At 65.3% G+C, this 25922-nt stretch carries 25 protein-coding genes; 9 read left to right on the top strand and 16 right to left on the bottom strand.

What is annotated here, in order from left to right; all coding sequences use genetic code 11:
- Nucleotides 1-134 precede the first annotated feature (134 nt).
- On the bottom strand, nucleotides 135-362 hold the full coding sequence (gene rpsU / locus V2L18_RS07235) for a 30S ribosomal protein S21 (RefSeq protein WP_336177338.1): 228 nt from the start codon (nucleotides 360-362) through the stop codon (nucleotides 135-137).
- A gap of 398 nt (nucleotides 363-760) precedes the next feature.
- On the opposite strand from rpsU, the gene V2L18_RS07240 reads away from it, so the two are divergent.
- The gene (locus V2L18_RS07240) at nucleotides 761-2149 is read left to right on the top strand and encodes an MATE family efflux transporter (protein ID WP_336177339.1); all 1389 of its coding nucleotides are present in this window, start codon (nucleotides 761-763) and stop codon (nucleotides 2147-2149) included.
- Nucleotides 2150-2208: 59 nt separating this feature from the next.
- On the opposite strand, the gene rpmE is transcribed toward V2L18_RS07240, so the two are convergent.
- Nucleotides 2209-2433 carry a 50S ribosomal protein L31 gene (gene rpmE, locus V2L18_RS07245; RefSeq protein ID WP_336177342.1) on the bottom strand — a complete coding sequence of 75 codons (225 nt, stop codon included), beginning with the start codon at nucleotides 2431-2433 and terminating at the stop codon, nucleotides 2209-2211.
- Nucleotides 2434-2833: 400 nt separating this feature from the next.
- Between rpmE and V2L18_RS07250 the strand changes: the two genes are divergently transcribed.
- Complete coding sequence (locus V2L18_RS07250) at nucleotides 2834-4582, top strand: ABC transporter transmembrane domain-containing protein (RefSeq protein WP_336177724.1); 1749 nt, start codon at nucleotides 2834-2836, stop codon at nucleotides 4580-4582.
- Nucleotides 4583-4862: 280 nt separating this feature from the next.
- Here the strand turns inward: V2L18_RS07250 and V2L18_RS07255 are convergent, their stop codons facing one another.
- Nucleotides 4863-5651, bottom strand: a complete 789-nt coding sequence (locus tag V2L18_RS07255; RefSeq protein ID WP_336177344.1) for an SDR family oxidoreductase — start codon at nucleotides 5649-5651, stop codon at nucleotides 4863-4865.
- 138 nt (nucleotides 5652-5789) lie between these two features.
- Nucleotides 5790-7703: a propionyl-CoA synthetase gene (locus V2L18_RS07260; protein WP_336177346.1), complete on the bottom strand. Its 1914-nt coding sequence runs from the start codon at nucleotides 7701-7703 to the stop codon at nucleotides 5790-5792.
- A 398-nt stretch (nucleotides 7704-8101) separates the two neighbouring features.
- Between V2L18_RS07260 and V2L18_RS07265 the strand changes: the two genes are divergently transcribed.
- Together V2L18_RS07265 and V2L18_RS07270 are read left to right on the top strand one after the other, a co-directional pair.
- The gene (locus V2L18_RS07265; protein ID WP_336177348.1) at nucleotides 8102-8860 is read left to right on the top strand and encodes a sulfite exporter TauE/SafE family protein; all 759 of its coding nucleotides are present in this window, start codon (nucleotides 8102-8104) and stop codon (nucleotides 8858-8860) included.
- Between the two features lie 63 nt (nucleotides 8861-8923).
- Nucleotides 8924-10600, top strand: coding sequence for an acyl-CoA synthetase (locus V2L18_RS07270; RefSeq protein ID WP_336177350.1), 1677 nt, complete (start codon nucleotides 8924-8926; stop codon nucleotides 10598-10600).
- 42 nt (nucleotides 10601-10642) lie between these two features.
- Here the strand turns inward: V2L18_RS07270 and V2L18_RS07275 are convergent, their stop codons facing one another.
- A complete protein-coding gene (locus V2L18_RS07275) occupies nucleotides 10643-11272 on the bottom strand; it encodes a MarC family protein (protein ID WP_336177351.1) in 630 nt (209 codons plus the stop codon).
- A 172-nt stretch (nucleotides 11273-11444) separates the two neighbouring features.
- Nucleotides 11445-11621 (bottom strand): DUF465 domain-containing protein, encoded by a 177-nt coding sequence (locus V2L18_RS07280; protein WP_336177352.1) that lies wholly within the window; start codon nucleotides 11619-11621, stop codon nucleotides 11445-11447.
- Nucleotides 11622-12181: 560 nt separating this feature from the next.
- Between V2L18_RS07280 and V2L18_RS07285 the strand changes: the two genes are divergently transcribed.
- On the top strand, nucleotides 12182-12388 hold the full coding sequence (locus tag V2L18_RS07285; RefSeq protein ID WP_336177354.1) for a DUF465 domain-containing protein: 207 nt from the start codon (nucleotides 12182-12184) through the stop codon (nucleotides 12386-12388).
- A 109-nt stretch (nucleotides 12389-12497) separates the two neighbouring features.
- On the opposite strand, the gene V2L18_RS07290 is transcribed toward V2L18_RS07285, so the two are convergent.
- On the bottom strand, nucleotides 12498-13148 hold the full coding sequence (locus V2L18_RS07290; RefSeq protein WP_336177356.1) for a GGDEF domain-containing protein: 651 nt from the start codon (nucleotides 13146-13148) through the stop codon (nucleotides 12498-12500).
- Nucleotides 13149-13346: 198 nt separating this feature from the next.
- Here V2L18_RS07290 and purE point away from each other — a divergent pair, with 198 nt between their 5' ends.
- Complete coding sequence (gene purE, locus V2L18_RS07295; protein WP_336177358.1) at nucleotides 13347-13844, top strand: 5-(carboxyamino)imidazole ribonucleotide mutase; 498 nt, start codon at nucleotides 13347-13349, stop codon at nucleotides 13842-13844.
- 3 nt (nucleotides 13845-13847) lie between these two features.
- Nucleotides 13848-14927 (top strand): 5-(carboxyamino)imidazole ribonucleotide synthase, encoded by a 1080-nt coding sequence (locus V2L18_RS07300; RefSeq protein ID WP_336177360.1) that lies wholly within the window; start codon nucleotides 13848-13850, stop codon nucleotides 14925-14927.
- Between the two features lie 75 nt (nucleotides 14928-15002).
- On the opposite strand, the gene V2L18_RS07305 is transcribed toward V2L18_RS07300, so the two are convergent.
- Both V2L18_RS07305 and V2L18_RS07310 read right to left on the bottom strand, forming a co-directional pair.
- On the bottom strand, nucleotides 15003-15524 hold the full coding sequence (locus tag V2L18_RS07305) for a DUF1465 family protein (protein ID WP_336177362.1): 522 nt from the start codon (nucleotides 15522-15524) through the stop codon (nucleotides 15003-15005).
- A 643-nt stretch (nucleotides 15525-16167) separates the two neighbouring features.
- On the bottom strand, nucleotides 16168-16362 hold the full coding sequence (locus V2L18_RS07310) for a DUF1192 domain-containing protein (protein ID WP_336177363.1): 195 nt from the start codon (nucleotides 16360-16362) through the stop codon (nucleotides 16168-16170).
- A gap of 151 nt (nucleotides 16363-16513) precedes the next feature.
- Between V2L18_RS07310 and V2L18_RS07315 the strand changes: the two genes are divergently transcribed.
- Nucleotides 16514-17512, top strand: coding sequence for an NAD(P)H-quinone oxidoreductase (locus tag V2L18_RS07315; protein ID WP_336177365.1), 999 nt, complete (start codon nucleotides 16514-16516; stop codon nucleotides 17510-17512).
- Between the two features lie 148 nt (nucleotides 17513-17660).
- Nucleotides 17661-18380 carry a cell cycle transcriptional regulator TrcR gene (locus V2L18_RS07320; RefSeq protein WP_336177366.1) on the top strand — a complete coding sequence of 240 codons (720 nt, stop codon included), beginning with the start codon at nucleotides 17661-17663 and terminating at the stop codon, nucleotides 18378-18380.
- A 297-nt stretch (nucleotides 18381-18677) separates the two neighbouring features.
- Here the strand turns inward: V2L18_RS07320 and V2L18_RS07325 are convergent, their stop codons facing one another.
- The 7 genes from V2L18_RS07325 to V2L18_RS07355 all read right to left on the bottom strand — a co-directional run bounded on the left by V2L18_RS07325 (nucleotide 18678) and on the right by V2L18_RS07355 (nucleotide 25897).
- On the bottom strand, nucleotides 18678-19709 hold the full coding sequence (locus V2L18_RS07325) for a peptidoglycan -binding protein (RefSeq protein ID WP_336177368.1): 1032 nt from the start codon (nucleotides 19707-19709) through the stop codon (nucleotides 18678-18680).
- Between the two features lies 1 nt (nucleotide 19710).
- Nucleotides 19711-20721, bottom strand: a complete 1011-nt coding sequence (locus V2L18_RS07330; protein ID WP_336177369.1) for a flagellar motor protein MotA — start codon at nucleotides 20719-20721, stop codon at nucleotides 19711-19713.
- Between the two features lie 158 nt (nucleotides 20722-20879).
- On the bottom strand, nucleotides 20880-21680 hold the full coding sequence (locus V2L18_RS07335; protein ID WP_336177370.1) for an inositol monophosphatase family protein: 801 nt from the start codon (nucleotides 21678-21680) through the stop codon (nucleotides 20880-20882).
- 105 nt (nucleotides 21681-21785) lie between these two features.
- Nucleotides 21786-22349 (bottom strand): elongation factor P, encoded by a 564-nt coding sequence (gene efp / locus V2L18_RS07340; RefSeq protein WP_336177372.1) that lies wholly within the window; start codon nucleotides 22347-22349, stop codon nucleotides 21786-21788.
- Nucleotides 22350-22495: 146 nt separating this feature from the next.
- On the bottom strand, nucleotides 22496-23740 hold the full coding sequence (locus V2L18_RS07345; RefSeq protein WP_336177374.1) for a tetratricopeptide repeat protein: 1245 nt from the start codon (nucleotides 23738-23740) through the stop codon (nucleotides 22496-22498).
- Nucleotides 23737-24396, bottom strand: coding sequence for a thiamine phosphate synthase (locus tag V2L18_RS07350; protein ID WP_336177376.1), 660 nt, complete (start codon nucleotides 24394-24396; stop codon nucleotides 23737-23739). The genes V2L18_RS07345 and V2L18_RS07350 overlap by 4 nt, the downstream gene beginning before the upstream one ends.
- 475 nt (nucleotides 24397-24871) lie before the next feature.
- Complete coding sequence (locus tag V2L18_RS07355) at nucleotides 24872-25897, bottom strand: class I fructose-bisphosphate aldolase (RefSeq protein WP_336177378.1); 1026 nt, start codon at nucleotides 25895-25897, stop codon at nucleotides 24872-24874.
- Nucleotides 25898-25922: the final 25 nt, after the last annotated feature.

Here is a 25922-nt window from a genome sequence, read left to right on the forward strand (position 1 = left end):
TCTCGCGTTCAGAACCCACTCGCCGGAATCAAGACGCGAAAAAACGGGCCGCGCGAAATATCGCGCAGTCCGTTTGAAACCTTAAGCCTTGAAAAGCCGTTGCCGGTCCGCCTGAATCGCGGACCTTCGCGCCTTTAGCGGCGGGCCGAACGGCCGGACAGCAGGCCTTCGCGCTGGGCGCGCTTGCGGGCCAGCTTGCGGGCGCGGCGGATGGCTTCCGCCTTTTCCCGGGCGCGCTTCTCGGACGGCTTCTCAAAGTGGCCGCGGAGCTTCATTTCCCGGAAGATGCCTTCGCGCTGCATCTTTTTCTTCAGCGCCTTGAGCGCCTGATCAACGTTGTTGTCGCGAACGAGAACTTGCACGCGTTATATCCCGTGTTGCCGAACTGGTCAGGTTGTCGGATGTTTTCCGAAGCGCCTATCGCGGTCGGCCACCGGCCAGTCGTGATCGGGAAATGCTCCGGCTGCGCCGCACGAGGCGTCGCGAAAGTGGGCCGTTCCTTAGCAGATGCGCGGATGCTTGTCCACTGTGGGGCGGTCAAGAAAGCGGGAAATGCCGCATATCTCTGAGCCGTCCGTTGCGCGGGGGCGCCTTGCTGGCCCTTTGCGTGTGGTTCCGGCGGGGTGGACGGGCGCGCACTGTGCGGCTAGTGTCTGGCCGTTGCGCCGGGTTAAAGCGCATGCGGTTTCCCCGGCCGCGCGCCCGCATGTCATTCGCCTTCGACCCCGGACCGCGGCGAATCAGATTTCGGAGCAGCCTCATGGCTTCGCTGGCGAGTGATGGCGCCGCGCAGAACGGCGCCGCTGTCTGGATTCGCGAAATTCGGGCCACATTGGCCCTGGGGCTGCCGGTTGCCGGCGCCCAGCTCGCGCAAACCGCGATCAACACGACCGACGTGCTGATGATCGGGCAACTGGGTACCGAGCCGCTGGCGGCGGCCGTGCTCACGTTCAATATCTATATCGTGATCTTCCTGTTCGGAGCGGGGCTGGTGCAGGCGGTGATGCCGCTTGCCGCCCGGGCGCGCGGCGAGCGGCGCATGCGCGATGTTCGCCGTTCCGTGCGCATGGGGCTGTGGGTGGTGATCGCCTATTCGGTGCCGGCCATGATCGTCATGTGGCACACGGAATCTCTTCTGCTCGCCTTCGGGCAGGACCCGGAGCTTTCGCAAAGCGCCGGTAGCTACATGCGCTACCTGCAATGGACATTGCCGCCGGCTCTGGCAACGATGGGCCTGCGCAATTTCGTCGCCGTCATGGAAATGACGCAGGTCGTCCTGTGGGCCACGGTTGCGGGCGCGCTCGTCAATGCGCTGCTCGATTACGTCCTGATTTTCGGCGCGTTCGGCGCACCGCGACTTGAATTGGTGGGAGCGGGCATTGCTTCGATGGGAACCGCGACGGCGACCTTCCTGTTGCTGCTCGCCTACACGTTGCGGCAACGCAAGTTGCGCCGTTTCGCCATTCTCGGCCGCTTCTGGCGCAGCGACTGGACCGTCTTCTTCCAGATTCTAAAGCTGGGCTGGCCGATCGGGCTGACGATCCTGGCCGAGGTCGGTCTGTTCGTGGCCTCCGCGCTGATGATGGGCTGGATCGGAACGGTGCCGCTGGCCGCCCATGGCATCGCCACGCAATGCGCCTCGCTCACCTTCATGATACCGCTGGGCCTCGGCATGGCGGGAACCATCCGCGTCGGGCTCGCTCACGGGCGCGGCGACCGCATCGGCGTGGGGCGGGCCGGCTGGACCACCTTCGGCCTGTCGATCGGTGTGATGTTCTGTGCCGCACTCGTCTTCTGGAGCGTGCCGGATCTACTGATCGGCGCGTTCACCAAGGAGGGCAATCCCGATACGCCGAAGGTGCTGGTCGCGGGAACGGCGTTTCTTGCCGTCGCCGCGGTCTTTCAGATCTTCGACGGCGCTCAAGTGGCCGGGGCCAGCATCCTGCGCGGGCTTTCCGACACGCGCGTGCCGATGATCATCGCCGTGGTGGGTTATTGGGGCATCGGCATGACGCTCGCCTACGGGTTGGCCTTCGGGGCTGGCTGGGGCGGCGTCGGCCTGTGGTGGGGGCTGGCGAGCGGTCTCGCCTTCGTCGCGATCATCGCGATGTGGCGTTTCGCCTGGCGCGAGCGGCTCGGGCTCGTGTGAGATCAACAAAAAAGCCCCGGCCAAGGCCGGGGCTTTTTCATGTTCCGTGGCGGGTCGGCTTAGTTGCCGAGAATGCCGTGGTACTTGTTCTTGAAGCGGGACAGACGGCCGCCGCGGTCGACCAGCGTCTGCTGACCGCCGGTCCACGCCGGGTGCGTGGTGGGGTCGATGTCGAGACGCAGCTCCGCGCCCTCGTCGCCGTAGGTCGAGCGGGTCGTGAACTCGGTGCCGTTGGTCATGACCACCTTGATCATGTGGTAGTCGGGATGTGTATCGCTCTTCATAGCCGGATCCTCTCGCCACGTTGTCCGGGCCGATGCGACCAGCAGGATGCAACGCTTCGCTCAATCAAGATCGGCCGCACGCAGCCTGCGGCGGCCGGAAACAGTCGGGCGACGCTATAACCCACTCCGTCGCCGCTTTCAAGGCATTCGCAGCCTTGAGATGGGCTGATGCTGGAGGCATTGTGGAATGGACGGCTCTTAGATCCCCTCCACGCCTTCCGGCCGGCCGGATTCCTCCGTTCTGTCACCGCATTTGCGGATTGACCGCATATCTGCAAGATGCAACAGCGTGCATCACCCAATAATCGTTCCAGTCTGGAGTTGACCCTTGGCGCGGCGAAACAAGAACGAAACAAGCTCCGCAACGCATACAGCCAGAAAATCGAAGTCGCTCAAGCCGCTGGGGATGCTGGCGCCCTATCTCGGGCGCTACCGTGTCCAGGTGGCCGCGGCGCTCGCAGCGCTCATCGCCGCGACGCTGGCGACGCTCGCCGTTCCGCTGGCGGTCAGGCGGATGATCGATTTCGGTTTCGGCGGTGGTGATCCGGCCTTCATCGACAAATATTTCGCCATGCTGGTTGTGGTGGTCGCAGCGCTCGCCTGCGCATCGGCCGCGCGCTACTATTTCGTCACCTGGCTGGGTGAGCGCATCGTCTCCGATCTGCGCGTCGCCGTCTTCGCCCACATCACCCGGCTTTCGGCGTCGTTCTTCGATACGGCGCGCTCCGGCGAGGTCGTCTCGCGGCTGACTGCCGACACGACGCAGGTGAAGGCTGCCGTCGGCGCGTCCGTGTCCGTGGCGCTGCGCAATCTGGCGCTCTTCATCGGCGCGGCGACGATGATGGTGATCACCAGCCCGCGTCTTTCCGGCCTGGTGCTTCTCGCCATTCCCTTCGTGGTGATTCCCCTCATCGTCTTCGGCCGCATGGTGCGCCGCCGCTCAAGGCTCGCCCAGGACACGCTCGCCGACGCCTCCGCCTATGCGGTGGAGGCCATCGGCGCCATCCGCACGCTTCAGGCCTTCACCAACGAGCGCTTCGCCTCCAGCCGCTTCGCCGTCCAGGTGGAGCGCGCCTTCAATGCCGCGAAATCTTCCTTCACGGCGCGCGCGATGTTGACCGCCTTCGGCATGTTCGTGGTCTTCGCCTCCGTCGTTGCCGTCATGTGGATGGGCTCCAAGGACGTGCTGGCCGGGCGGATCTCCGGCGGCGCGCTCGGCCAGTTCGTGCTCTATTCGGTCTTCGCGGCCGGTGCGCTCGGCCAGCTCTCGGAAGTCTGGGGCGAACTTTCCCAGGCCGCTGGCGCCGCCGAGCGGTTGGCCGAGCTCTTCCAGATCGAGCCGGAAATCCGCGCTCCGGCAAACCCGAAGGCGCTTCCGGAGCCCGGCGCGGGCGCCGTGCGTTTCGATCACGTGAGCTTCTCCTATCCTTCCACCACCGACGAGCGCGTGGTCGACGGCATCGACATCGACATCGCGGCCGGAGAGACGGTGGCCGTGGTCGGACCGTCCGGGGCGGGCAAGTCCACGCTCTTCCATCTGCTCATGCGATTCTACGATCCCAAGGCGGGACACGTGTCGCTCGATGGCATCGATCTGCGCGAAGCGGACCCGGAGGAGGTTCGTCGCCGCATCGCGCTCGTGCCGCAGGATACGGTGATCTTCGGCGCCACGGTGAAGGAGAACCTGCTCTACGGCCGCCCGGACGCCAGCGACGAGGATATCCGCGCCGCCGCTGTCGCCGCCCATGCTGACACCTTCATCTCGGCCATGGCGAAGGGCTACGACACCATGATCGGCGAACGTGGCGTCACGCTTTCGGGCGGCGAACGCCAGCGGCTGGCCATCGCGCGCGCGCTCCTGAAGGACGCGCCGGTCCTGCTGCTCGACGAAGCGACCTCGGCGCTGGATGCGGAAAGCGAAACGCTGGTGCAGACCGCGCTCGACCGGCTGATGGCTGAGCGAACCACGCTCGTCATCGCGCACCGTCTCGCCACCGTGCTGAAGGCCGACCGTATTCTGGTGATGGAGAAAGGGCGGATCGTCGAACAGGGCACGCACGAGGCCCTGATCGGCCAGGGCGGTCTTTATGAGCGGCTCGCCCGCCTGCAGTTCGAGCGCGGCGCGCAGGGGCTTGAGGTGGCGAAGTAGGGACCGCGTTGCCGCTCTGCGGAAAGGGCAAGTCGACAGGCTCGTTGCATGAGCCGCTTGCTCCCCTCTCCCCCCTTGCGGGGGAGAGGTCACGCGATCCGCGTGACAGAGGGGGGTAAGCCGCTTGCTCGGAATCTGCCGCTTCACCCCCCTCTGTCGGCCAGGGCCGACATCTCCCCCACAAGGGGGGAGAGGGGAGCAAGCGGCAGGCATCCTCCAGACGAAAAAAGGCGGCCCCAATCGAGCCGCCTTTCCAAATTCCGTCAGTATCGAATCCGCCTCATTCCTCCGGAACGTCGACCGTGTAGTTGAGCGGCAGGCGGCCGCCGTCGGCGTAGATGGTCTGGCCGGTGACGTAGCTCGCGTCCTCGTCGGCCAGGAAAGCGGCGATGGAGGCGATTTCGCGCGGCTCGCCGATGCGGGCCATCGGCGTGCGCGACAGGATGCGGGCACGCGCAGCCGGATCGTCGTTCACCGAGGCCAGCATGTCGGTCATGATCGAGCCCGGCCCGATCGCGTTGACGCGGATGCCATGCGGGGCGAGCGCCACGGCCATCGCCTTGGTGAGCTGGTTCACGCCGCCCTTGGAGACGGTGTAGGGCAACTGGCTGTGCAGGCCGAAGACGGCGTTGACCGAGGACATGTTGACGATGGCGCCCGCAGGGCCGCCGTTCTGCACCCGGTCCACCATGTGTCGGGCCACCGCCTGGCCGCACAGGAACGAGCCCTTCAGGTTGATGTTGAGAACCCGGTCGAACTCGGCCTCGTCGATGGTGAGGATATCGCCGGGGCTGACGATACCGGCATTGTTGATCAGCACGTCGATGTCGCCGTAGGTGTCGATTGCGGCGGCCACCAGATTGCGTACGTCGAGCCGCTCCGACACGTCGCAATGGACGTAGGTCACGTCTCCGAGACCCTTCAGGTCGGCTTCCGCCGCCTCGCCGGCTTCGTCGTTGACGTCGGACATGACGACCTTTGCGCCGTCTTCCAGGAAGCGGCGGGCAATGGCCAGCCCGATGCCGCGTGCGGCTCCGGTGACGATGGTTACCTTGTTGGTGAGGGCCAAGGGAGTTCTCCTTTGTTCGCCGAACGGCTAATGCGTCTTTATAGCGTCTGATGAAGCCGCGAACAGGCCCCCGCCGGCGGGCGGAGGCCATTTTTCCCCGCGAGATGGCCCCAGATCGTGGTGTCGCCCCGCGCCGCCTCAACCTCCGCGCGTGATGCCCCGCGCGCGAATGGCTTCGGCGATCTCGTCGAGCACGCCGGGGTCGTCGATGGTCGCCGGCATGCGGAATTCCTCGCCATCGGCGATCTGGCGCATGGTCGCGCGCAGGATCTTGCCGGAGCGGGTCTTGGGCAGCCGGTCGACGGAAACGGCGATCTTGAACGCGGCCACCGGACCGATCTCCTGGCGCACGCGCGCGACCAGTTCGCGCTCCACCTCGCCCGGATCACGTTCCACGCCGGCCTTCAGCACGACGAAGCCGCATGGCAACTGGCCCTTCAGCTCGTCGGCGATGCCCACGACCGCGCATTCGGCGACATCGGGGTGGCCCGCCAGAACTTCCTCCATCGCGCCGGTGGAAAGCCGGTGTCCGGCGACGTTGATGATGTCGTCGGTGCGCGCCATGATGAAGAGGTAACCGTCATCGTCCCGGTAACCGGCGTCGGCGGTCTTGTAGTAGCCGGGGAACTCCGCGAGATAGGCATCGCGGAAGCGCTTGTCGTTGCCCCACAGTGTCGGCAGGCAGCCCGGCGGCAGCGGCAGCTTGACGACGATGTTGCCAAGCGTGCCATCCGCGACCTCGTGGCCTGCATCGTCGAGAATGCGGATGTCGTAGCCGGGCATGGCGACCGTGGGCGAGCCGTATTTCACGGGCAACTGGCCGAGCCCCACCGGGTTGCCGGCGATGCACCAGCCGGTTTCCGTCTGCCACCAATGGTCGATGACGGGAACGGAGAGATTTTCCTCCGCCCACTTGATCGTCTCCGGATCGGCGCGCTCGCCGGCGAGGAACAGCGTGCGGAAGCCGGCGAGATCGTAGTCCGCCAGGAGCTTTGCCTCCGGGTCCTCCTTGCGGATCGCGCGGAAGGCGGTCGGTGCGGTGAACAGGGCGGAGACGCCGTGCTCAGAAATCACCCGCCAGTAGGTGCCTGCATCCGGGGTGCCGACCGGCTTTCCCTCAAACACCATCGTCGTGCAGCCGTGCAGGAGCGGTGCATAGACGATGTAGGAATGGCCCACGACCCAGCCGACATCCGAAGCCGCCCAGAACACCTCGCCCGGGTCGATGCCGTAAAGGTTCGACATCGACCACTTGAGCGCGACCATGTGGCCGCCATTGTCGCGCACCACCCCCTTGGGCTGGCCGGTCGTGCCGGATGTGTAGAGGATATAGAGCGGATCGGTGGCGGCGACGGGCACGCAGGGCACCTGGCGCCCCTTTTCCAGTTCCGCCTGCATCGCAGCGCCGAGATCGACATCGCGGCCCTCCACCAGATCGGCGGCAAGCTCCTCGCGCTGGAAGACGAGGCAGCAGTCGGGCTTGTGGGTCGCCTGGTCGATGGCACCGCCGATGAGCGGCATGTAGGCGATGGTGCGGTTCGGCTCGATGCCGCAGGAGGCGGCGATGATCGCCTTGGGAGTGGCATCGTCGATGCGGGTGGCGAGCTCGTGCGCGGCAAAGCCGCCGAAGACGACCGAATGGATCGCGCCGATGCGTGCGCATGCCAGCATCGCCATCACCGCTTCCGGGATCATCGGCATGTAGATGATGACCCGGTCGCCCTTGGAAACGCCCTGGTCGACCAGGACGCCGGCCATCGCGTTCACACGGTCCAACGTCTGGGCATAGGTGTAGGTGAGCTTCTTGCCGGTGACGGGGCTGTCATAGATGATTGCCGGCTGGCCGGGCCGGTCGCGCTCCACATGCCGGTCGAGGCAATTGTAGCAGGTGTTGCACTCCGCGCCTGCGAACCAGCGCCCGAAGGCGCCGTGGTCGGGGTCGAAGACCTTGTCCCACGGCTTGATCCAGTCGATCTCGGCCGCGGCCTCGGCCCAGAATGCTTCCGGGTTTTCCCGCCAGGCCCGATAGACCTCGTGATAACGGCTCGCCATGGTGTTTTCCTCCCACATCGCAGGCGTATCCTTGCCGGCGACTTTGTCGCAAAGCGCAGGATGAAAGCAAGCCGGGCCGTTTTCGACTTTGGACTGGATCAAATTGCGCGAATTGTCGCAGGGGGAGGCGGGAGGGCGCCCACGTCCGCTCCTGTTTGTCTCCCCACGCTCCGCTCCACCCGCCGTCATCACCCGGCGAAGTCCGGGTGATCCATCGCCCTTTCCGCGCCTGTCGCTGCCCGCAGTGGATTGCCCGGACGAAGCCGGGCAATGACGGAGGAGAGATCGAATTTCGCCGAGCGCCCTCCGTCCCGCCACATCGACTCGCTTCTCCCCGTTCCCCAGCGTTACGAACGCCTGTAGGCTGAACCCTCACGCCCCAGCACGAGCTTCCCGCCTTGTCCCTCATCACCGATCCCTGGTTCTATGCCGTGGCCGTGCCCGCTGTCCTGATCGTCGGGCTTGCCAAGGGTGGGTTCGGGGCGGGGCTTGCCATGCTGGGCGTGCCGCTGATGAGCCTCGTCATCTCGCCTGTCCATGCCGCCGGCATCATGCTGCCGATCCTGTGCGCGATGGATCTGGTCGCCGTCGTTTCCTATCGCGGGGTCGCGCACCGGAAGAGCCTGATGATCCTGCTGCCCGGCGGTCTCATCGGTATCGCGCTTGGATATGCCACCGCCGCCTGGGTGGACGAGGCCTATGTCCGTCTCATTGTCGGTCTCGTCACCGCGCTTTTCGTTCTGGATTACTGGACCGGCGGCGCGGCCCGGCCCGCCAAAAGGCCGAGCGCGCCGAAGGGCGTCTTCTGGGGCGCGGTTGCCGGCTTCACCAGTTTCGTCTCCCATGCCGGCGGGCCGCCCGCACAGATGTATCTGTTGCCGCAGAAGCTCGATCGCGTGCTGTTTTCAGGCACGATGGTGCTGATGTTTGCGGTCATGAACGCGGTCAAGCTCGTGCCGTATGCGCTTCTCGGCCAGTTCGACCGGGCGAACCTCATGACATCGGCGGCGCTGCTGCCGCTTGCGCCCCTGGCGACCTATGTCGGCGTCCGGCTGGTGCGTGTCGTCTCGCAGGAGCTCTTCTACAGAATCACTTATGTCGGCGTTTTCCTGGTGGCGCTGAAACTGATCTGGGACGGGGCGAGGGGCGTTTTCTAGACCGCACCCGGCATTCCGCCCTTGCGTCACATATACTTGCCGACGGACGCGGGTTGGGGTCTTATGCGGCCACGTCGCCGAACGATCATCGGTTCAAGACACCCGGGAGGAAACGTGTCCAGTCCCTATTCCGTCGATCTCGACAAGAATCCCGCCAACTACCAGCCGCTCTCGCCGCTGTCCTTCCTGGCCCGGGCGGCCGCGGTCTTTCCCGATCATCTCGCCATTGTCCACGGCGGCGCACGCACCACGTATCGCGATTTCTACGCCCGTTCGCGCCGCCTTGCCTCGGCTCTTTCCAAGGCCGGCATCGGCAAGGGCGACACCGTGTCTGTGATGCTGCCGAACGTGCCGGCGATGCTGGAGGCCCATTACGGCGTGCCGATGCTCGGCGCGGTACTGCATTCCATGAACACCAGGCTCGATGCGGCCATCATCGCCTTCCAGCTCGATCATGCGGAGGCGAAGCTCGTCATCACCGATCGCGAATTCTCCAAGGTGATGCGGGAGGCGCTGGCGCTCGCCAAGGTGAAGCCGATCGTCATCGATTACGATGACCCGGAATTCCCCCAGGACGGCGAGCGGCTCGGCTCGCTCGACTATGAGGCTTTCGTCCAGAGCGGCGATCCGGAATTCGAATGGTCGCTGCCGGCTGACGAATGGGACGCGATCAGTCTCAACTACACGTCCGGCACCACCGGCAATCCCAAGGGCGTCGTCTATCACCATCGCGGCGCGGCGCTGCTGGCGCAGGGCAACGTCATCACCGGCGGTATGGCCAAGCATGCGGTCTATTTGTGGACGCTGCCCATGTTTCACTGCAACGGCTGGTGCTTCCCGTGGACGATGTCGGTCATCGCCGGCACCCACGTGTGCCTGCGCTGGGTACGCCAGAAGCCGATCTGGGATGCGCTCGCCGATCATGGCGTGACCCACCTGTGCGGGGCGCCCATCGTGATGTCGACGATCCTGTCGACGCCGGACAAGGACAAGCGCGCCTTCGACCAGAAGGTGGAATTCTTCACCGCCGCCGCCCCGCCGCCGGAGAGCGTTCTCGCCGCGATGAAGGAGGAGGGCTTCAACGTCACCCACCTCTACGGTCTGACCGAAACCTACGGCCCTGCCGTCGTCAACGACTGGAAGGCGGAATGGGATGCGCTCCCGCCGGCGGAACAGGCGGTGAAGAAGGCCCGCCAGGGCGTGCGCTATGCTGCGCTCGAAGCCCTTTCGGTGCGCGATCCCGATACCATGGAGCCCGTGCCCGCGGACGGCGAGACCATCGGCGAGGTGATGTTCCGCGGCAACGTCGTCATGAAGGGGTATCTCAAGAACCGCGAGGCGTCCGACAAGGCGTTCGCAGGCGGCTGGTTCCATTCCGGTGACCTCGGCGTCCTGCATCCCGACGGCTACATCCAGCTCAAGGACCGTTCCAAGGACATCATCATTTCCGGCGGCGAGAACATCTCCTCCATCGAGGTGGAGGACACGCTCTACAAGCATCCGGCGGTCGCCGCTGTCGCGGTGGTGGCGCGGCCGGACGAGAAATGGGGCGAGACGCCGTGCGCCTTCGTGGAGCTGAAGCCGGGCGCCAGCGCTACCGCCGAAGAGCTGATCGGCTGGTGCCGCGAGCACCTCGCCCACTTCAAGTGCCCGCGTCATATCGTGTTCGAGGAAATCCCGAAGACATCGACCGGCAAGATGCAGAAGTTCAAGCTGCGCGAGATGGCAAAGGCTGTCTGAGGGCTTATTGCCCTCGCGCACCTGTGCCGTCCATCGCCCGCTTCACAGGCCGAAGCGGGCGATGAGCGCGTTGATGACGTTGTCGACCGCGACGGCCGCCAGGATCAGGCCCATGACGCGGCTGATGATCGAGGCGCCCGCCTTGCCGATCAGCCGCTGGACGGGCAGGGCCAGGAGCATCAGCGCCAGGGTGATCGCCAGAACGACAAGCGTGATCGCGGCGGTCACGAGCTGAGCGGCGATGGGATAGACGTTGTTGTCCGTCAGCACCACCACCGCGAGCATGGCGCCGGGCGATGCGATGGAGGGGATGGCCAGCGGATAGACCGCCCATTCCGCATCGTTCATGGAGATTTGCGACACCTCCTTTTCCGGCTTCGAGGGGCCGAAGATCATCGTCAGGGCGAACAGGAACAGCACGATCCCGCCGGCGATCTGGAAAGAGGTCAAGTTCACGTCGATGGCGTTGAGCACGGGCTGGCCGGCGACGAGGAAGCCGATCAGCACGACGGCTGCGAAGAAGGCCGCGCGGAACGCCACCGCGCGACGTCGCTCGTGCGCGATGAAGGCCGTCACGGCGATGAAGACGGGGACTGTGCCGACCGGGTCGACGACGGCAAAGATGGTGGCAAACTGATGCAGGACCTGGGCTAGGGGCACGTCCAGGAACATTCGGCGGGAACCTCGTCGGGAAATGGGGCTTCAATGCGGATTGCGGGCTGCAGTTCACGCAAGGCATTACCGCATGAATGAGACAACAAAAAGCCGCGATCCCGCATCGGGACCGCGGCCGCGGTATAACCAAAGGCGGAAACGAGAGCTTCCGCAGGCCATAACCGAAATACTAGTGAAGGGTCTCCTTGCGAAGGCGCGTTATCTGGTCCTTGATGTGCAGTTTGCGGCGCTTGAGATTGGCGATTGCGAGGTTGTCCGTGCTCGGACTTACCATCGCTTTTTCAATCTCGCGTTCGAGGTCGGCGTGACGCCGTTCGAGCTCCAAGAGATGCGACTGCAAGGACATTGGGCAAAGCCTCCTGTGTAATTCGGCTAGGACAACAGAAGTGTGACACAGGCCGCGAGCGCTGTCGAACGCCGCAGGCCGTGTGAGTGAACGATTTGACTACCGGGAACGGTCCAATTCGGGGCCGATTTTCGATAATTCAATGACGTGCACGCGTTACCGCATACGCCCGTGTTGCCGTAAGGAGCTGGAAATACAGGGCATATTTTTTCGTCTGGCGGAGGCCCGCTGACTCCACCCGCGCCAAATGCCGCAGCGGCACGAGATGCGGGTCGAGCAAACCCGGACTGCCCGAAATGACAGGATTTCGAACCGGACGCTACGGCATTTTGCCGCACCCGCGCGACGGCCGCGTGCCGCGAACGCGGTCCGGCCCGGAACAAGTCATGCGCCGGAGCCTGCGCGATATGCACTTCGAACGAGAGATGTCTTCCGGTATGCTGTGCGGTGGGGTATGCCTAGATCCTCTTCTTGTCGATCAGACCGGTCCGGCCTGATCGCCGAGCGCTTCAGGCCAGACGCGTTCGACGGAACGACGGCAGCGCGTGCGGAACCGATTGATGACGGAAGACATGGAACAGGCGCTGCGCGCCGAACTCGCGCAGTTGCGTCAGGAACACCGGGATCTCGACGCGGCGATCGCCGCGATGACGGAGACCGGCAAATCCGACGCCATTCAGTTGCAAAGACTGAAAAAGAAGAAGCTCTGCCTGAAGGATCGCATCTCCGCGATCGAGGACAAGCTTCTGCCCGATATCATCGCCTGATCGGCCAACGCCCGGTTGATGTGCCGGCCGGTTGGTGCATCATCGCGGCCAATGGCCCGGGGCAGGGCGGGTCCGCGCCCTGCCGCGAAATCCGATTGCCAGCAGCCCCCTAACGGGTCTTCAGCCGGTACATGTCGCGGTCGGCGCGTTCCAGCACGCTTGTGGCATTGTCCGCCCGCCGGAGCGTGGCGACGCCGATTGATGCGGACAGCGGCACCGGCTGCGCCTGGTGCGTGAACGGAATGTCCGCCAGCGCTGCGGAGACCTTGCGGGCCACCTGTCGCGCAGCGGCTTCGTCCGACTTCCACAACAGGGCGACGAATTCGTCGCCGCCGATCCGGCCCACGACATCGCAACGGCGCAACGCGTTCCCCAACACGACCGCGACATGCTTCAGCGCTATGTCGCCGGCGGAATGGCCGAGCGTGTCGTTGATCGTCTTGAAGTTGTCGAGGTCGGCGTAGAGAAGGGCAACATCGGATCGGTAGCGCGAGACGAAGGCGATGGAGCGCTCCAGAACCCGTTCAAAGCCCCGCCGGTTCAACAGTCCGGTCAGGGGGTCCCGCACGGCATCTCGCCGAAGACGGCGGATTTCCTGACGCTGTGCGCTCACCACGTCCGTCAGTCTGGCGACCTCGTCGCGCAGATCCTCCAACACATACAGTGCGTCTTCCGGTGTCTTCAGCCCCGATCGGCACATCGCCGTCGAGATTTCGTCTTGCCGGGCGACGCCGGTCGTTTCATAACCCGCCAGCCTCATGGTCAGACCCCGCTCGATTGCGGCTTACAGCCTATTCCATTCGGCGACGTCGCGTGAGGGTTTTGCCGGATCTTGTCCAAAGACAAAATCATTCGTGGTTAACGGCTTGCCTGCCCGCCGATGGCTTCTATAATCCGCGCCTTTCCCGCAAAAAGAAGCCAATATTCGCAGCTCGCTTCGGTAGCCTAGGGACGACAGATGGTTAATACGCAGCACCCGGTCGCGATCATCATGGGCAGCCAGTCCGATTGGCCGACCATGAAGGGGGCAGCCGAAACGCTCGATGCGTTGGGCATCCCCTTCGATGCGCGCATCGTTTCGGCCCACCGCACGCCGGACCGGCTCGTCGCCTTCGCCAAGGGTGCGCGCGATGCGGGCACGAAGGTGGTGATCGCGGGCGCCGGCGGCGCCGCCCATCTGCCCGGCATGGTCGCCTCCATGACGCCGTTGCCGGTTTTTGGCGTGCCGATCGAGTCCAAGGCGATGAAGGGCATCGACAGTCTCTATTCCATCGTCCAGATGCCCGCCGGCGTTCCGGTGGGAACGCTCGCCATCGGCCGTTCCGGCGCCGTCAACGCGGCGCTGATGGCGGCAAGCGTGCTCGCGCTATCCGACGATGCCCTGGCCGGACGGCTCGACGACTGGCGGGCCCGCCAGAGCGCGGCGGTCGCCGAGCGTCCCGTCGACGAGGTCTGAGCGATGACCGGTTGCACCCTGGCGCCCGGCGCCACCATCGGCATCCTGGGCGGCGGCCAGCTCGGTCGCATGCTGGCTCTCGCCGCCAGCCCGCTCGGCCTCAGGTGTCACATCTATTGCCCCGATGCCGACAGCCCCGCCTTCCAGGTGAGCGATGCCTTCACGGTTGCCGCCTATGACGACGAGGCGGCACTTGGCGCCTTCGCCGATGCCGTCGACGTGGTGACCTACGAATTCGAGAATGTACCCGAGGCCACCGCACGCTTTCTGGAAAGCCGCACCGTGTTGCGCCCAGGCGCCCGGCCGCTCGGCGTCGCCCAGGACCGGCTGTCGGAAAAGGAGTTCCTCGCCTCCATCGGCATTCCGCTCGCGCCCTTTGCACCTGTCGATGGTCCCGATGACATCGCCGCCGCCGCGCAGGTCGCCGGCCTTCCCGCGATCCTCAAGACGCGCCGCATGGGCTACGACGGCAAGGGCCAGACGCGCATCGAGAGCCTTGATGACGTGCACGCCGCCTGGGAACGCATCGGCAAGGCGCCGGCCGTGCTCGAAGGCGTCGTCGATTTCGCGCTGGAATGCTCCGTCATCGCCGCGCGCGGCGCGGATGGTGCGACGGCGGCCTACGACATCGCCGAGAACGAGCATCGCGACCATATCCTGAAGTGGACCCATGTGCCGGCCTCGCTGTCGGGCGAGACTCAGGCGGCCGCCCGCGCGCTCGGGATCAGGGTCGCCGAGGCGCTCGACTATGTGGGCGTGCTTGCCGTGGAGCTTTTCGTGGTGCGCGAAGGCGGGAGTGAGAGGCTCGTCGCCAACGAGATCGCGCCCCGGGTCCATAATTCCGGCCACTGGACGCAGGACGGCTGTCTCGTTTCGCAGTTCGAGCAGCACGTGCGTGCGGTCGCCGGCTGGCCGCTCGGCGCGCCGGAGCGGCGCTGCGATGTGGTGATGGAGAACCTGATCGGCCAGGACGCGGAAAACTGGGCGGAAATTCTCGCCGATCCCGCCGCCCGGCTGCATCTTTACGGCAAGCGTGAGATCCGCCCGGGCCGCAAGATGGGCCACGTGAACCGGGTGAAGTAGCGGCCGCAGTGCGATGCGGCGCATACGCAAACCGGGGGCGTGTGGCCCCCGGGCGGATGCCGGCGGGATCTAGCCTCAGGCGCCGAAGGCGGCGGCGAGACGGTCGAGCTGCTGGCTCACCGGATTGGCGTTGGCGGGGCGGGGCATGGCGTCGGGCGACATGGCCTTGTCGAGCTGCTGAACGCGCTTTTGCAGGTGAACGGACCGTCCGATCAGGTCCTTCAGCTCCACCGGCAGCTCATCCCAGCCCGGGCCGTTGGTGGCAGAGCTCAGCGCCGAGAGATTGACCTTGTTCTTTTCCTGGCCCGCCTGGGACGGGCTCATTTCGCCCTCGTTGACCGCGCGCTGCAGCAAAAGCCAGGAGGCGAGCTGCATGAGTCGCGTCGTCAGGCGCATCGATTCGGTTGCGTAGACGAGTGATCCGGCACGGCCGAGCGTGCGGGAGGCGTCGCGGCCCGGGCCGTCGAGGTAGCTCGCCGTCTCCTCCACCAGTCCCATTCCGGTGCGAAACAGGTCATTGAAGGACTCTGACCCGATCAGCCGGTTCGCGAACGAGATCGGGGCGTCGCCGGTATAGGTGTCGAAATGGTCCGTCATCGCACTCTGTACTCTCTGCCGTTTCGATCGGATCGGTGTCTGTGCCGGGAACGGGCAGTGGCCCGCATGCGCGCCGTCTGCCGTTCTGCTTGCCCCTCGCTTTCGGACCAAGCCGGGGTCCGGGGAGGGGGATTTCGTTCCAGTGCAGATCTGTCCCAATACGATCCAGGTTGCGTTTTCCGAACCTGTACAGCGCAAAGGGTGTGCCAGATATCATCCGGGCGTCCGCATCCCCGAAATTCCGGCTCTTCACAGGCTTCTGCCGAAGCCTCGAACCAGCACAGCATAACGTAAACGGACGGCAAAAAAAAAGAGCCGCAAGGCTGCGGCTCTTGAGAAGTTAACAGGGAGGCGTCAAACAGAGTGGACAGGAGCCACTCAAGGTCCAGAAATTCTGGATGTTTTTGTTAATAATCCAGAATGCTTAATGCCTGGTAAACGGAACGCACCAAAACCGGCCATAAGCGCTGAAACGAGGTAAATGTGGTCAGAATCGGTCAGCTGACGCTTCGTCAGGCGAGACGCGAACGGTGCGGGGGCGGCATTGTCCGCTCCGGGCGGGGGGGGCGTCCCGGGCCGAGGAAGATGTGTCTCCTGCAATCTCGATCCGGGACGGGGGTGTTGAAGACGCCGGGTCTACGCCCTAGCGGCTGAACAGGGCGTCTGCGGCCGAGCGTGTGGCGGCCTTGTGTTTCAGTGCAGTCTCAAGCCGCTCGATTTCGGCGTGTAGCAAGGCGATGCGTTCCTGCAGTTCCTCCACCGAAAGGGCGCCGAGGTCCTGTCCCACCACATGCGCGGCCGGGGAAATGAGCGGTGTCTCGTCGTCGGCAAAAGCCATCTGGTTTCTCCCGAAACGGTGCGAAGAGCGCATTCTACCAGAGCGGCAGGGTGGTTGTCAGTCTCGCTCGCCGGGGCTACATCCCACTCACACCTGCAAGCTGCAAGACCGCTGCGTCAGCTTCGCCGCAACAATCGAGGAGCCGCCCGCCATGACGAACCTTCCCGAAACGATGACCGCGATCGCCATCCCTGAGCCCGGCGGGCCGGAGGCGCTGGTGCCCGAAACCCGGCCGCTCCCCGAAATCTCAGGCTCGGAGATCCTGATCCGGGTGAAGGCTGCGGGCGTGAATCGGCCTGACGTGTTCCAGCGCCAGGGCGCCTATCCGCCGCCGCCGGAGGCTTCCGACCTGCCGGGGCTGGAAGTTGCCGGCGAAGTCGCCGCCGTCGGCCCCGACGCGTCCCGCTTCAAGGTGGGCGATGCGGTCACGGCGCTGACGCCGGGCGGCGGCTACGCCGAATTCTGCAAGGTGGAGGAGACGAACGCCCTGCCGAAGCCCGAAGCCCTGAGCTTCACGGAGGCAGCCGCCGTGCCGGAGACCTTTTTCACGGTGTGGTCGAACGTGTTTGACCGGGGCGGATTGAGAGCGGGCGAGCGTTTCCTCGTCCATGGCGGCACGTCGGGCATCGGAACGACGGCGATTCAGCTCGCCAAGGCCTTCGGCGCGACCGTCTTCACGACGGCGGGCGGTGCGGAGAAATGCGCCTTCTGCGAAAAGCTCGGCGCCGATCTCGCCATCGATTACCGCAGCCAGGATTTCGTGGAGGCGGTCCGCAACGCGACCGACAAGGCCGGCGTCGACCTGATCCTCGACATGGTGGGCGGCGACTATGTTGCCCGCAACTGGAAGGCGGCGGCGGTCGGCGGGCGCATCGTGCAGATCGCGACGCTGCACGGGGCGACGGAGACCATCGATTTCCGCGTGCTGATGGCCAAGCGCCTGACCCATACCGGCTCCACCCTGCGCCCGCGCAACACCGCCTTCAAGGCGTCGATCGCGGCAGCACTTGAGGAAAAGGTGTGGCCGCTGATCGAGGCAGGCAAAGTGAAGCCGGTGATGGATTCCACCTTCGCGCTCACCGATGCCGCAAAGGCGCATGCGCGGATGGAAAGTTCCGGTCACATCGGCAAGATCGTGCTGACCGTCTAGGCGGGTCCACTTTCGCTGCACCGTGTGAATTGGAGGTTTGCGTCGAAGCGGGCGAGCGCTTATATTCGGCGTAATTTCCCGTCAATTCGACGATTTGCGGCTTTCCCGGGAGGCACCCCGGGGGAGCGGACGAGAGGAGCTTATCAAAATGGCGAACACGCCGCTGATGCCCAAGGCGACCGCGGTCTGGCTGGTCGACAACACGTCGCTGTCCTTCGACCAGATCGCCGTCTTCTGCAAGCTTCATCCGCTTGAGGTGAAGGCGATTGCCGACGGCGAAGCCGCGCAGGGCATCAAGGGTCTCGATCCGATCCAGACGGGGCAGTTGACCCGCGAGGAGATCGAGCGCGCGCAGAAGAGCCCTTCGGCCACGCTGAAGCTGTCCACGCCGAAGACGCGCGTGCCGGAAGCCAAGCGCAAGGGACCGCGCTACACGCCGGTGTCGCGTCGCCAGGACCGGCCGAACGCGATCATGTGGCTGGTGCGCAACCATCCGGAGCTGAAGGACGCGCAGATCATGCGTCTCGTCGGCACCACCAAGCCGACGATCGAATCGATCCGCGAGCGCACCCACTGGAACGCGGCGAACCTGACGCCGTCGGACCCGGTGACGCTGGGCCTGTGTTCGCAGCTGGAGCTTGATCTGGAAGTGGAGAAGGCCGCGCGCCTCGCACCGCCGCCGGTGGAGCAGCCGGAAGAGGCCGCGACGCTTCTGCCGGTGGAGGACACCACGTCGGAGGATGCCATGGCCGCGGCGTTTGCACGCCCCGCGCCCAAGCAGCCGGCCGAACAGGAATACGATGCGGCCGCGGTGTTCGCGAAGCTGACCTCGCTGAAAAAGAACCACGACGAGGACGACGAGGAATAGGGTTCCTCCTCTTCGATGGATCGAAAAGGGCGCCTCGGGCGCCCTTTTTTGTGCGGTGTTCGATGCCGGTGGAGGAAGGGAGTGGAGCGCGCTTTCGCGCGCGCCTGTTGCGCTGGATCCCGGATCAGCGTTCGGCTTCGCCTCACTTGTCCGGGATGAGGGAGGTTATGAATAGTCTCAAGCCTCCCACAGCCGCCCTCATTCCGGGCGGTCTGCGCCGCAGGCGCCCCAAATCCACTTGGGCCAGACCCGGAAACCAGCGCAAGATGTGCGCGCGAAAGCGCGCTCCGCCTTTTCCTATCGCGTTGTGAGCTTCAGCTCGATGCGGCGGTTCTTGGCGTAGGCCTCGTCGGTGGTACCGTCATCCAGCGGCTGATTGGAGCCGAAGCCTGCGGCGACCAGCCGTTTCGGGTCCACGCCCTTGTCGATCAGGTAGCGCACCACGGAAATGGCGCGCGCGGCCGACAACTCCCAGTTGGAGCGGAAGCGGCTGGTGGGGGAGACGGGGCGGGCATCGGTATGGCCGTCGACGCGCAGAACCCAGTTGATCTCGTCGGGGATTTCGGCAGCCAGCTCGTTCACCGCCTCCGCCAGTTTGTCGAGTTCTTCCCGGCCGGCCACGTTGATCTCGTCGGAGCCGGAGGAGAACAGAACCTCGGACTGGAAGACGAAGCGGTCGCCGACGACGCGGATGTCGGAGCGCTGGGACAGGATCTCGCGCAACCTGCCGAAGAAGTCGGAGCGATAGCGCGACAGCTCCTGCACGCGCTGGGCGAGCGCCACGTTCAGCCGGCGGCCGAGATCCGCGATCTTGGTTTGGCTCTCGCGGTCGCGGCTCTCGGATGCCTCCAGCGCGTCTTCCAGCGCCGCGATCTGGCGGCGCAGCGCGGAGATCTGCTGGTTGAGAAGCTCCACCTGCGACAACGCACGGGCGGATAACCGCTTTTCCTCCGAAAGCTGGTTTTCCAGCGTGGCGATGCGACCGCCGGCCTGCGAGGCCGCGCCCGTGCGGCTGTCGACGAGGCCCTGCAGCCGGCTTTTCTCGTCCTCGGTGGAGGAAAGGCTCGCCTGCAGAGAGGCGATCTGATCCTGCAGGTCGCGGTTGTTGCCGCGCTCCAGCGCGAGCAGTTGCGTCAGTTCGCTGATCTGCGAGTTCAGCCGGTTCAGCACCGTGTCGCGGCCGGAAATCTCCTGGGACAGGAAGAACTGCGACAGCATGAAGACGACGAGCAGGAAGATGATGACGAGCAGCAGCGTCGCCATGGCGTCGACGAAGCCCGGCCAGTAGTTGGTGCTTCGGTCACGACCGCGGCCGCGCGACATCGCCATCTCAGCCCCTCGGGTTCTTGAGGGCGTCGGAAAGCATTTCCAGAAGCCTCTCGATGCGTACCTGCTGTTCGGACTGGCTGTCGGCCCATTCGCGCATCATGCGCTGTTCGGTGCGCACGTGCTGGACGAGGCCCTGGATACCTTCCGCCAGGTTGGCCATCGCCTGTGAGGTCGCCCGGCTGCCGCTGGAGGCGCCGTTTTCCTGTACCGTGCGGCGGAGCTGGTCGATCGCGACGCGAAGTTCGGAATAGGTGTTGGTCTGCTCGACCGGGTAGGGCGTGCCCTCGTCGTCGAGCTCGATCTCGGTGACGGTGGACAGCCAGTCTTCCAGCTCGTTGTAGAAGCGGGTCTGGGCCTGGGTCGCCTGCAGTTCGAGAAAGCCCAGCAGCAGCGAGCCGGTGAGACCGAAGAGCGAGGAGGAGAAGGCCGTGCCCATGCCGCCGAGCGGGGCTTCCAGACCGGTCTTCAGGTCCTCGAAGATGACGTTGGCATCGCCGGAGCCGACATTGAGCGACTGGATGACGTCGCCGACCGCACTCACCGTCTGTAGAAGGCCCCAGAAGGTGCCGAGCAGGCCGAGGAAGACGAGCAGGCCCGTGAGGTAGCGCCCGAGTTCGCGCGCCTCATCAAGGCGGGTGCCGATCGAATCCATGATCGAGCGCATGACCTGCGGCGTGATCGCCATCTCGCCGATGCGGTTGCCGAGCAACACCGACATGGGTGCCAGCAGCACAGGCGGACGGCGGACTTCGAGCCCCGGATCGCCAAGGCGGAAGCCGTTGACCCAGTTCACCTCGCGAAAGAGCCGAACCACCTGGATGAAGGAGAGCACGATGCCGAGCACGCCGACCAGAATGATGATGCCGTTCAGGAACGGATTGGAGGCAAAGGCGGTGGCGATCGGCCGATAGAGGATGATCGGGATGAAGCTCACCAGCGCGAGGAAGATCAGCATCCGCCAGAGATAGATCTGGGGACTGGAGAGCTTATAGGGATCGAGATCGCGCGCCATCGGGTCCGCCGGCCAAGCTTGTTAACCTGTTGGCAGTGATAGCGTGAATTCCGCGCCCAATGAAACCGGAAATCCGCGCACGGCACGCCGATACCGCAAGATCGCGCACCGCTCGCGCGGTTCGCGGCCTTGCCGACAGCGGGCGCGGTGCTCGGAAATCAGGCAGGCTTGCGGGCCTTTTTGAGAAGATCGAGCAGGCCGTGATGGATGAATTCGTTGCCGGCCACGACGGAGCCCGTCTCGAATATCTTCTCGCCGCCGGTGGCATCGGAGATGTAGCCGCCGGCTTCGCGAATCATCAAAAGCCCCGCCGCCATGTCCCAGGATTTCAGGTCGTGTTCCCAGAAACCGTCGAGGCGGCCGGAGGCGACCCAGGCGAGATCGATCGATGCGGCGCCCGCACGTCGGATGCCGGAAACCTCGCCCATGACGTGGCGCAGTTCCATCAGAGCGCGACCGTGATCGCCACGGCCCAGATGGGGAATGCCGGTGCCGATCACGCAGTCAGTCATGGTGGCGCGGCCGGCCACGCGCAGGCGGCGGTTGTTGAGGAACGCGCCGTTGCCTTTTTCTGCGGTGTAGAGCTCGTCCATGATCGGATTGTAGATCACGCCGGCGACGATCTGGCCCTGACGCTCCAGCGCGATGGAAATGCCGAAGATCGGAATGCCGTGCAGGAAATTCGTCGTGCCGTCGAGCGGATCGACGATGAAACGGTGCTGCGGGTCGGTGCCCTCGATGGTACCCGATTCCTCCATCACCAGCGAATAGCCCGGCCGCGCGCGCTGAAGCTCCTCGCGCAGGATCTTTTCGGCGCGGTGGTCGGCGGCGGTGACGAAGTCGCCGGGCCCCTTGCGGGAGACCTGGAGGTTTTCCACCTCGCCGAAATCGCGGGTAAGAGCGCGGCCGGCCTTCGTGGCGGCGGCGACCATGACGTTGAGAATAGCGGAACGGGCCATCTTGCCCCTCCTTGGGGGCTCAGTCTTTTCCAGCCGGCAATGCACCGGCCGGAGAAATCGAATGTTGTGAATTGCCGGAAGGCGGCCAGGCGCCTTGACGGCGGCCTAGTCTGCGCGCTTCACGTAGGCGACTTCGTTGGTGTCGACCACGATGCGCTCGCCAGCCGTGATGAACGGCGGTACGAGGACGCGCACGCCGTTTTCAAGAACCGCCGGCTTGTAGGACGAGGACTGCGTCTGTCCCTTCACCACGGCGTCGGCCTCGGTGATCTGAAGCGTGACGAACTGCGGCAGGTTGATGCCGATGGGCTTGCCGTCGTGCATGTCGAGCGTCACCGTCATGCCGTCCTGCAGGAAGGCGGCGCGGTCGCCGACGAAATCGCTCTGCAGCTCGATCTGCTCGTAGGTGTCTGAGTCCATGAACACCAGCATGTCGTCCTGGGCATAGAGGAACTGGAAGTCCTTCTGCTCCAGACGAACGCGCTCGACCTTGTCTTCCGAGCGGAAGCGCTCGTTGAGCTTGCGGCCGTCGAGGAGGTTTTTCATCTCCACCTGGGCGAAGGCGCCGCCCTTGCCGGGCTTGACGTGCTGGACCTTGACCACGGCCCACAGGGTATCCTGGTGCTGCAAGACGTTGCCGGGCTTGATTTCGTTGCCGTTGATCTTCATGGATCTCGTTCGCGTCGTTAGGGAAGGGCCGGGCCTTGATGCCGCGGGCGCGGCGTAAGCCGTTGCGCGGCAGTCTCCACCATATTTCCGTGTCGTTTTCAAGGTAAAACGGCTTTGCCGGCCGTGCGCAGGGGGCAAGCGCGCCCTCAATCCCCCGTTCGCGGAGCGGGCTCGGGCTCGGGAATGTCGCCCGCGGCAGGCTCCGCGGTGTCGCTGCCCTCGGTCGGCACGCGCGGAACCGAGGCCGCGCCGGGTGTCTGACCTTCCGTCCAGTTGGCGGCTTCGCGGCGCGCCTTTTCCAGCGTTTCGGCATCGAGGGAGGCGAGGAAACCGTCGAGCCACAGGTCGGAGAGCCCGGCCTTGCGCGCAATCAGGTGCCATGTGGCCGCCTTCAACGGATCGACCTCCACGCCGCGGCCTGTCGCATAGAGGCGCGCGAGCCGGTTCATGGCGACCGCGTTGCCGGACCGGGCGGCGCGTTCGAACCACATTGCGGCTTCCGCCTCATTGGGCTCCACGCCTTCGCCCTTGAAGCGCAGGATGCCGTAGCGCACCTCGGCCGCGACAGAGCCGTTTCGCGCCGCGCGTCCCATCCAGAAGGCGCCATGGCGCGGGTCGCGGTCCGGAGCGTCCGGATCGAGATAGGCGTCGGCCAGCGCATATTGCGCGTCGACATCGCCGTTCTCGGCCGCCTTCTTGATCAGGGCGAGCCCCTTGGTGCGGTCGAGCGGGCGTCCTTCGCCCTGCAGGTACAGAACACCCAGATTGTAGGAGGCGTTGTCGAGGCCGGCCTTGTCGGCCTGTTCGAAGAGATCGCCGGCCTTGGCCTTGTCAGCCGGCACGCCGGTGCCCAGCAGATAGTAGAGGCCGAGCCGATAGGCGGCTTGCGGGTCGCCGTCGTTCGCCGCGATCCGATACCAGCTCGCCGACGTCTTCACATCCTGGCTAACCCCGTAACCGCGCTCGTAAAGCACGCCCAAGAGCGTCTGGGCGGCGCGGTCGCCGTCCTGGGCGTTGCGGGTGGCCACGGCCACGGCGGTCAGGTAGTAGCCGCGCTGGAAGGCGCCATAAGCGTAGTCGCGGGTGTCGTCGCGCGGGACCGGACCGGTGGCGACCTGCGGCGGCTCCTCGATGGCGAGCTTGAGGCTGGGGACTTTCGGGCCGGGCAGGTTCGCGGTGCCGATCAGAGGCGGCGCCGGCAGGTTGGGCCGCAAGTTCGGCACCAGTCCGGGAGCGGTCGTGATCGCCTCCGCGCCGCCCTCCGGTGCCGGCTGGGGCACAGGCGTCGCGGCTTGGGCGGAGATCGTCAGGACGAGCATCGCCGCAAGGGCGAGCGCGCCACCCCTTTGGTTGAAGGCCGGAACTGGGAGCTGCCTCCAGGCCTGCCTCATCCGGCGGCCTCCTCGGCGGCCGCGATTTCGGCTGCCACGGCGTCGAGGATGGCGTTCGCTTCCTCGACGGCGGCCTTCGGCCCCTTCGGGTGCTGCCACACGCCGGCGCGAAGCGCGACGAATTCCGCCTTGGTCTCGGCGACGGGGCGCACGGAGGCGATGTCGCGTCCGGCGAGCGCCACGCACGGGATCTCGAACACCTCAGCCCACCATCCGGCGAAATCGATCGTCTTGCGGTGCGCCTCGTCGTGCTCTTCCAGATCCCGCATGCCGAAGAAGACGTAGTCGGTGTCGAGTTCTGCAAGCTCCATTGCCTGATGGCGGTCCTTGATGTGGCCGACGCCGACGATGCGGTTGGGCTGGAAGGTTTCCTGAGCGAGCTTCAGATCCTCAAGTCCGCTGTCGATCTGCACGCCGTCGGCACGGCTGCGTCCGGCAATGCGCGTGTCGTTGAGGATCAGCGCAGCGACGCCGGCCTCCTGTGCAATTGGCACGATCTTTTCCGCCATACGCTGGGCCGTGTCCTCGTCGCCTTCGGGCAGCGTGATCAGCAGGCAGGCCACGTCGCCGCCGGCAAGCGCCTCGCCGAGCGGGGCGGCGAAGGCCTCCGCGTCGAAGTCGGGCGGCGTGATGAGAAACAGGCGGGAACGGAACACGATTGGAACTCCTGCGGGCATCAGGTGGCGATGTGGCATCCAATAACGGCAAAATCGCGCAAACGGCAAATGGTAGGCGCGTGCGGTCAAGAAAATGTTGCGGCAAGAGCAGGGGAGAGGAAAGGGGGCCGTTAGGGCGGTACTTCTCTCTCCGTTGTCATCCGCGCGCCGGCGGGGATCCCGCAATCCCGGAGGGCTGCTTTGACATTCCGCCTTTGAACCCTGTGGTTGCTGGATTCCCGCCTGCGCGGAAATGACATCGTGTGCGGGGTCGATCCACCGGGATAATTCGGCCTCTTTTACCTTGACCCAGGCCCCCGCCATCCCGGATCTGCGAAGCGGCATTTCGCGCCGCATCGCGTCCGGGATGACACCGGAGGAGCCTTCCCAAAGCGTTTGAAAGCCCGCCCCCAAAAACGAATCGACGGGCGCGATGGCCCGTCGATCCAGTCCGATGCGGTCGGCGTGTCGCGCCTTACGCGGTCTCCAGGTCCTTCGACCAGGTGCCGGTCGACGCCATGCCGTTCATGCGGGCGCGGTGGGCGAAGGCGGCCTGGGCGGCGGCCCAGTTCTCGTCCTTGCCGGACCACGCCTTCAGCGCCGCCTGCTGCAGGGCACGGCCGTAGGAGAAGGTCAGCGTCCAGGGCAGGTTGCCCATGGCGTTCATCAGCGACAGGTTTTCGGTCGCCTGCACGTCGCTCTGGCCGCCCGACAGGAAGGCGATGCCGCCGACAGCCGCCGGAATGGTCGACTTCAGGCAGCGCACGGTCATTTCCGCGACCTCTTCGGCCGAGGCCTGGTCCGGGCACTTCTGGCCGGCGATCACCATGTTCGGCTTCAGGATCATGCCCTCAAGCAGGATGCCCGCCTGGTAGAGTTCGCCGAAGACGGTGTTGAGCGTCCATTCGGTGACCTCGTAGCAGGTCTCGATGTCGTGGCTGGAGAAGGCGCCGTCCATCAGCACTTCCGGCTCGACGATCGGCACGATGCCGGCTTCCTGGCAGAGCGCCGCGTAGCGCGCCAGCGCATTGGCGTTGGAGGAGATGCAGTTCGACGACGGCATCGCCTCGCCGATGGTGATGACCGCGCGCCACTTGGCGAAACGGGCGCCGAGGTCGTAATACTCGGCCAGACGCTCGCGCAGGCCGTCGAGGCCCTCGGTGATCTTCTCGTCGTCGAAACCGGCGAGCGGCTTGGCGCCCTTGTCGACCTTGATGCCGGGAACTGCGCCCGCCGCCTTGATGAGATCGACCAGCGGCGTGCCGTCCTTGGCCTTCTGGCGGATGGTCTCGTCGTAGAGGATGACGCCGGAGATGCGCTCGTTCATCGCGTCTTCGGCGCGGAACAGCATCTCGCGGTAGTCGCGACGGTTGTCCTCGGTGTTCTCCACGCCGATCTGGTCGAAGCGCTTCTTGATGGTGCCCGTGCTCTCGTCGGCGGCCAGAATGCCCTGACCCGTCGCCATCATGGCCGCAGCAATGTCTTCCAGATTCTCGCTCATGTGATGCCCTTCAACTCCCGGTTAT

This window comes from Breoghania sp. JC706, from assembly GCF_037026715.1.
In the GTDB taxonomy this organism is placed as follows: domain Bacteria; phylum Pseudomonadota; class Alphaproteobacteria; order Rhizobiales; family Stappiaceae; genus Breoghania.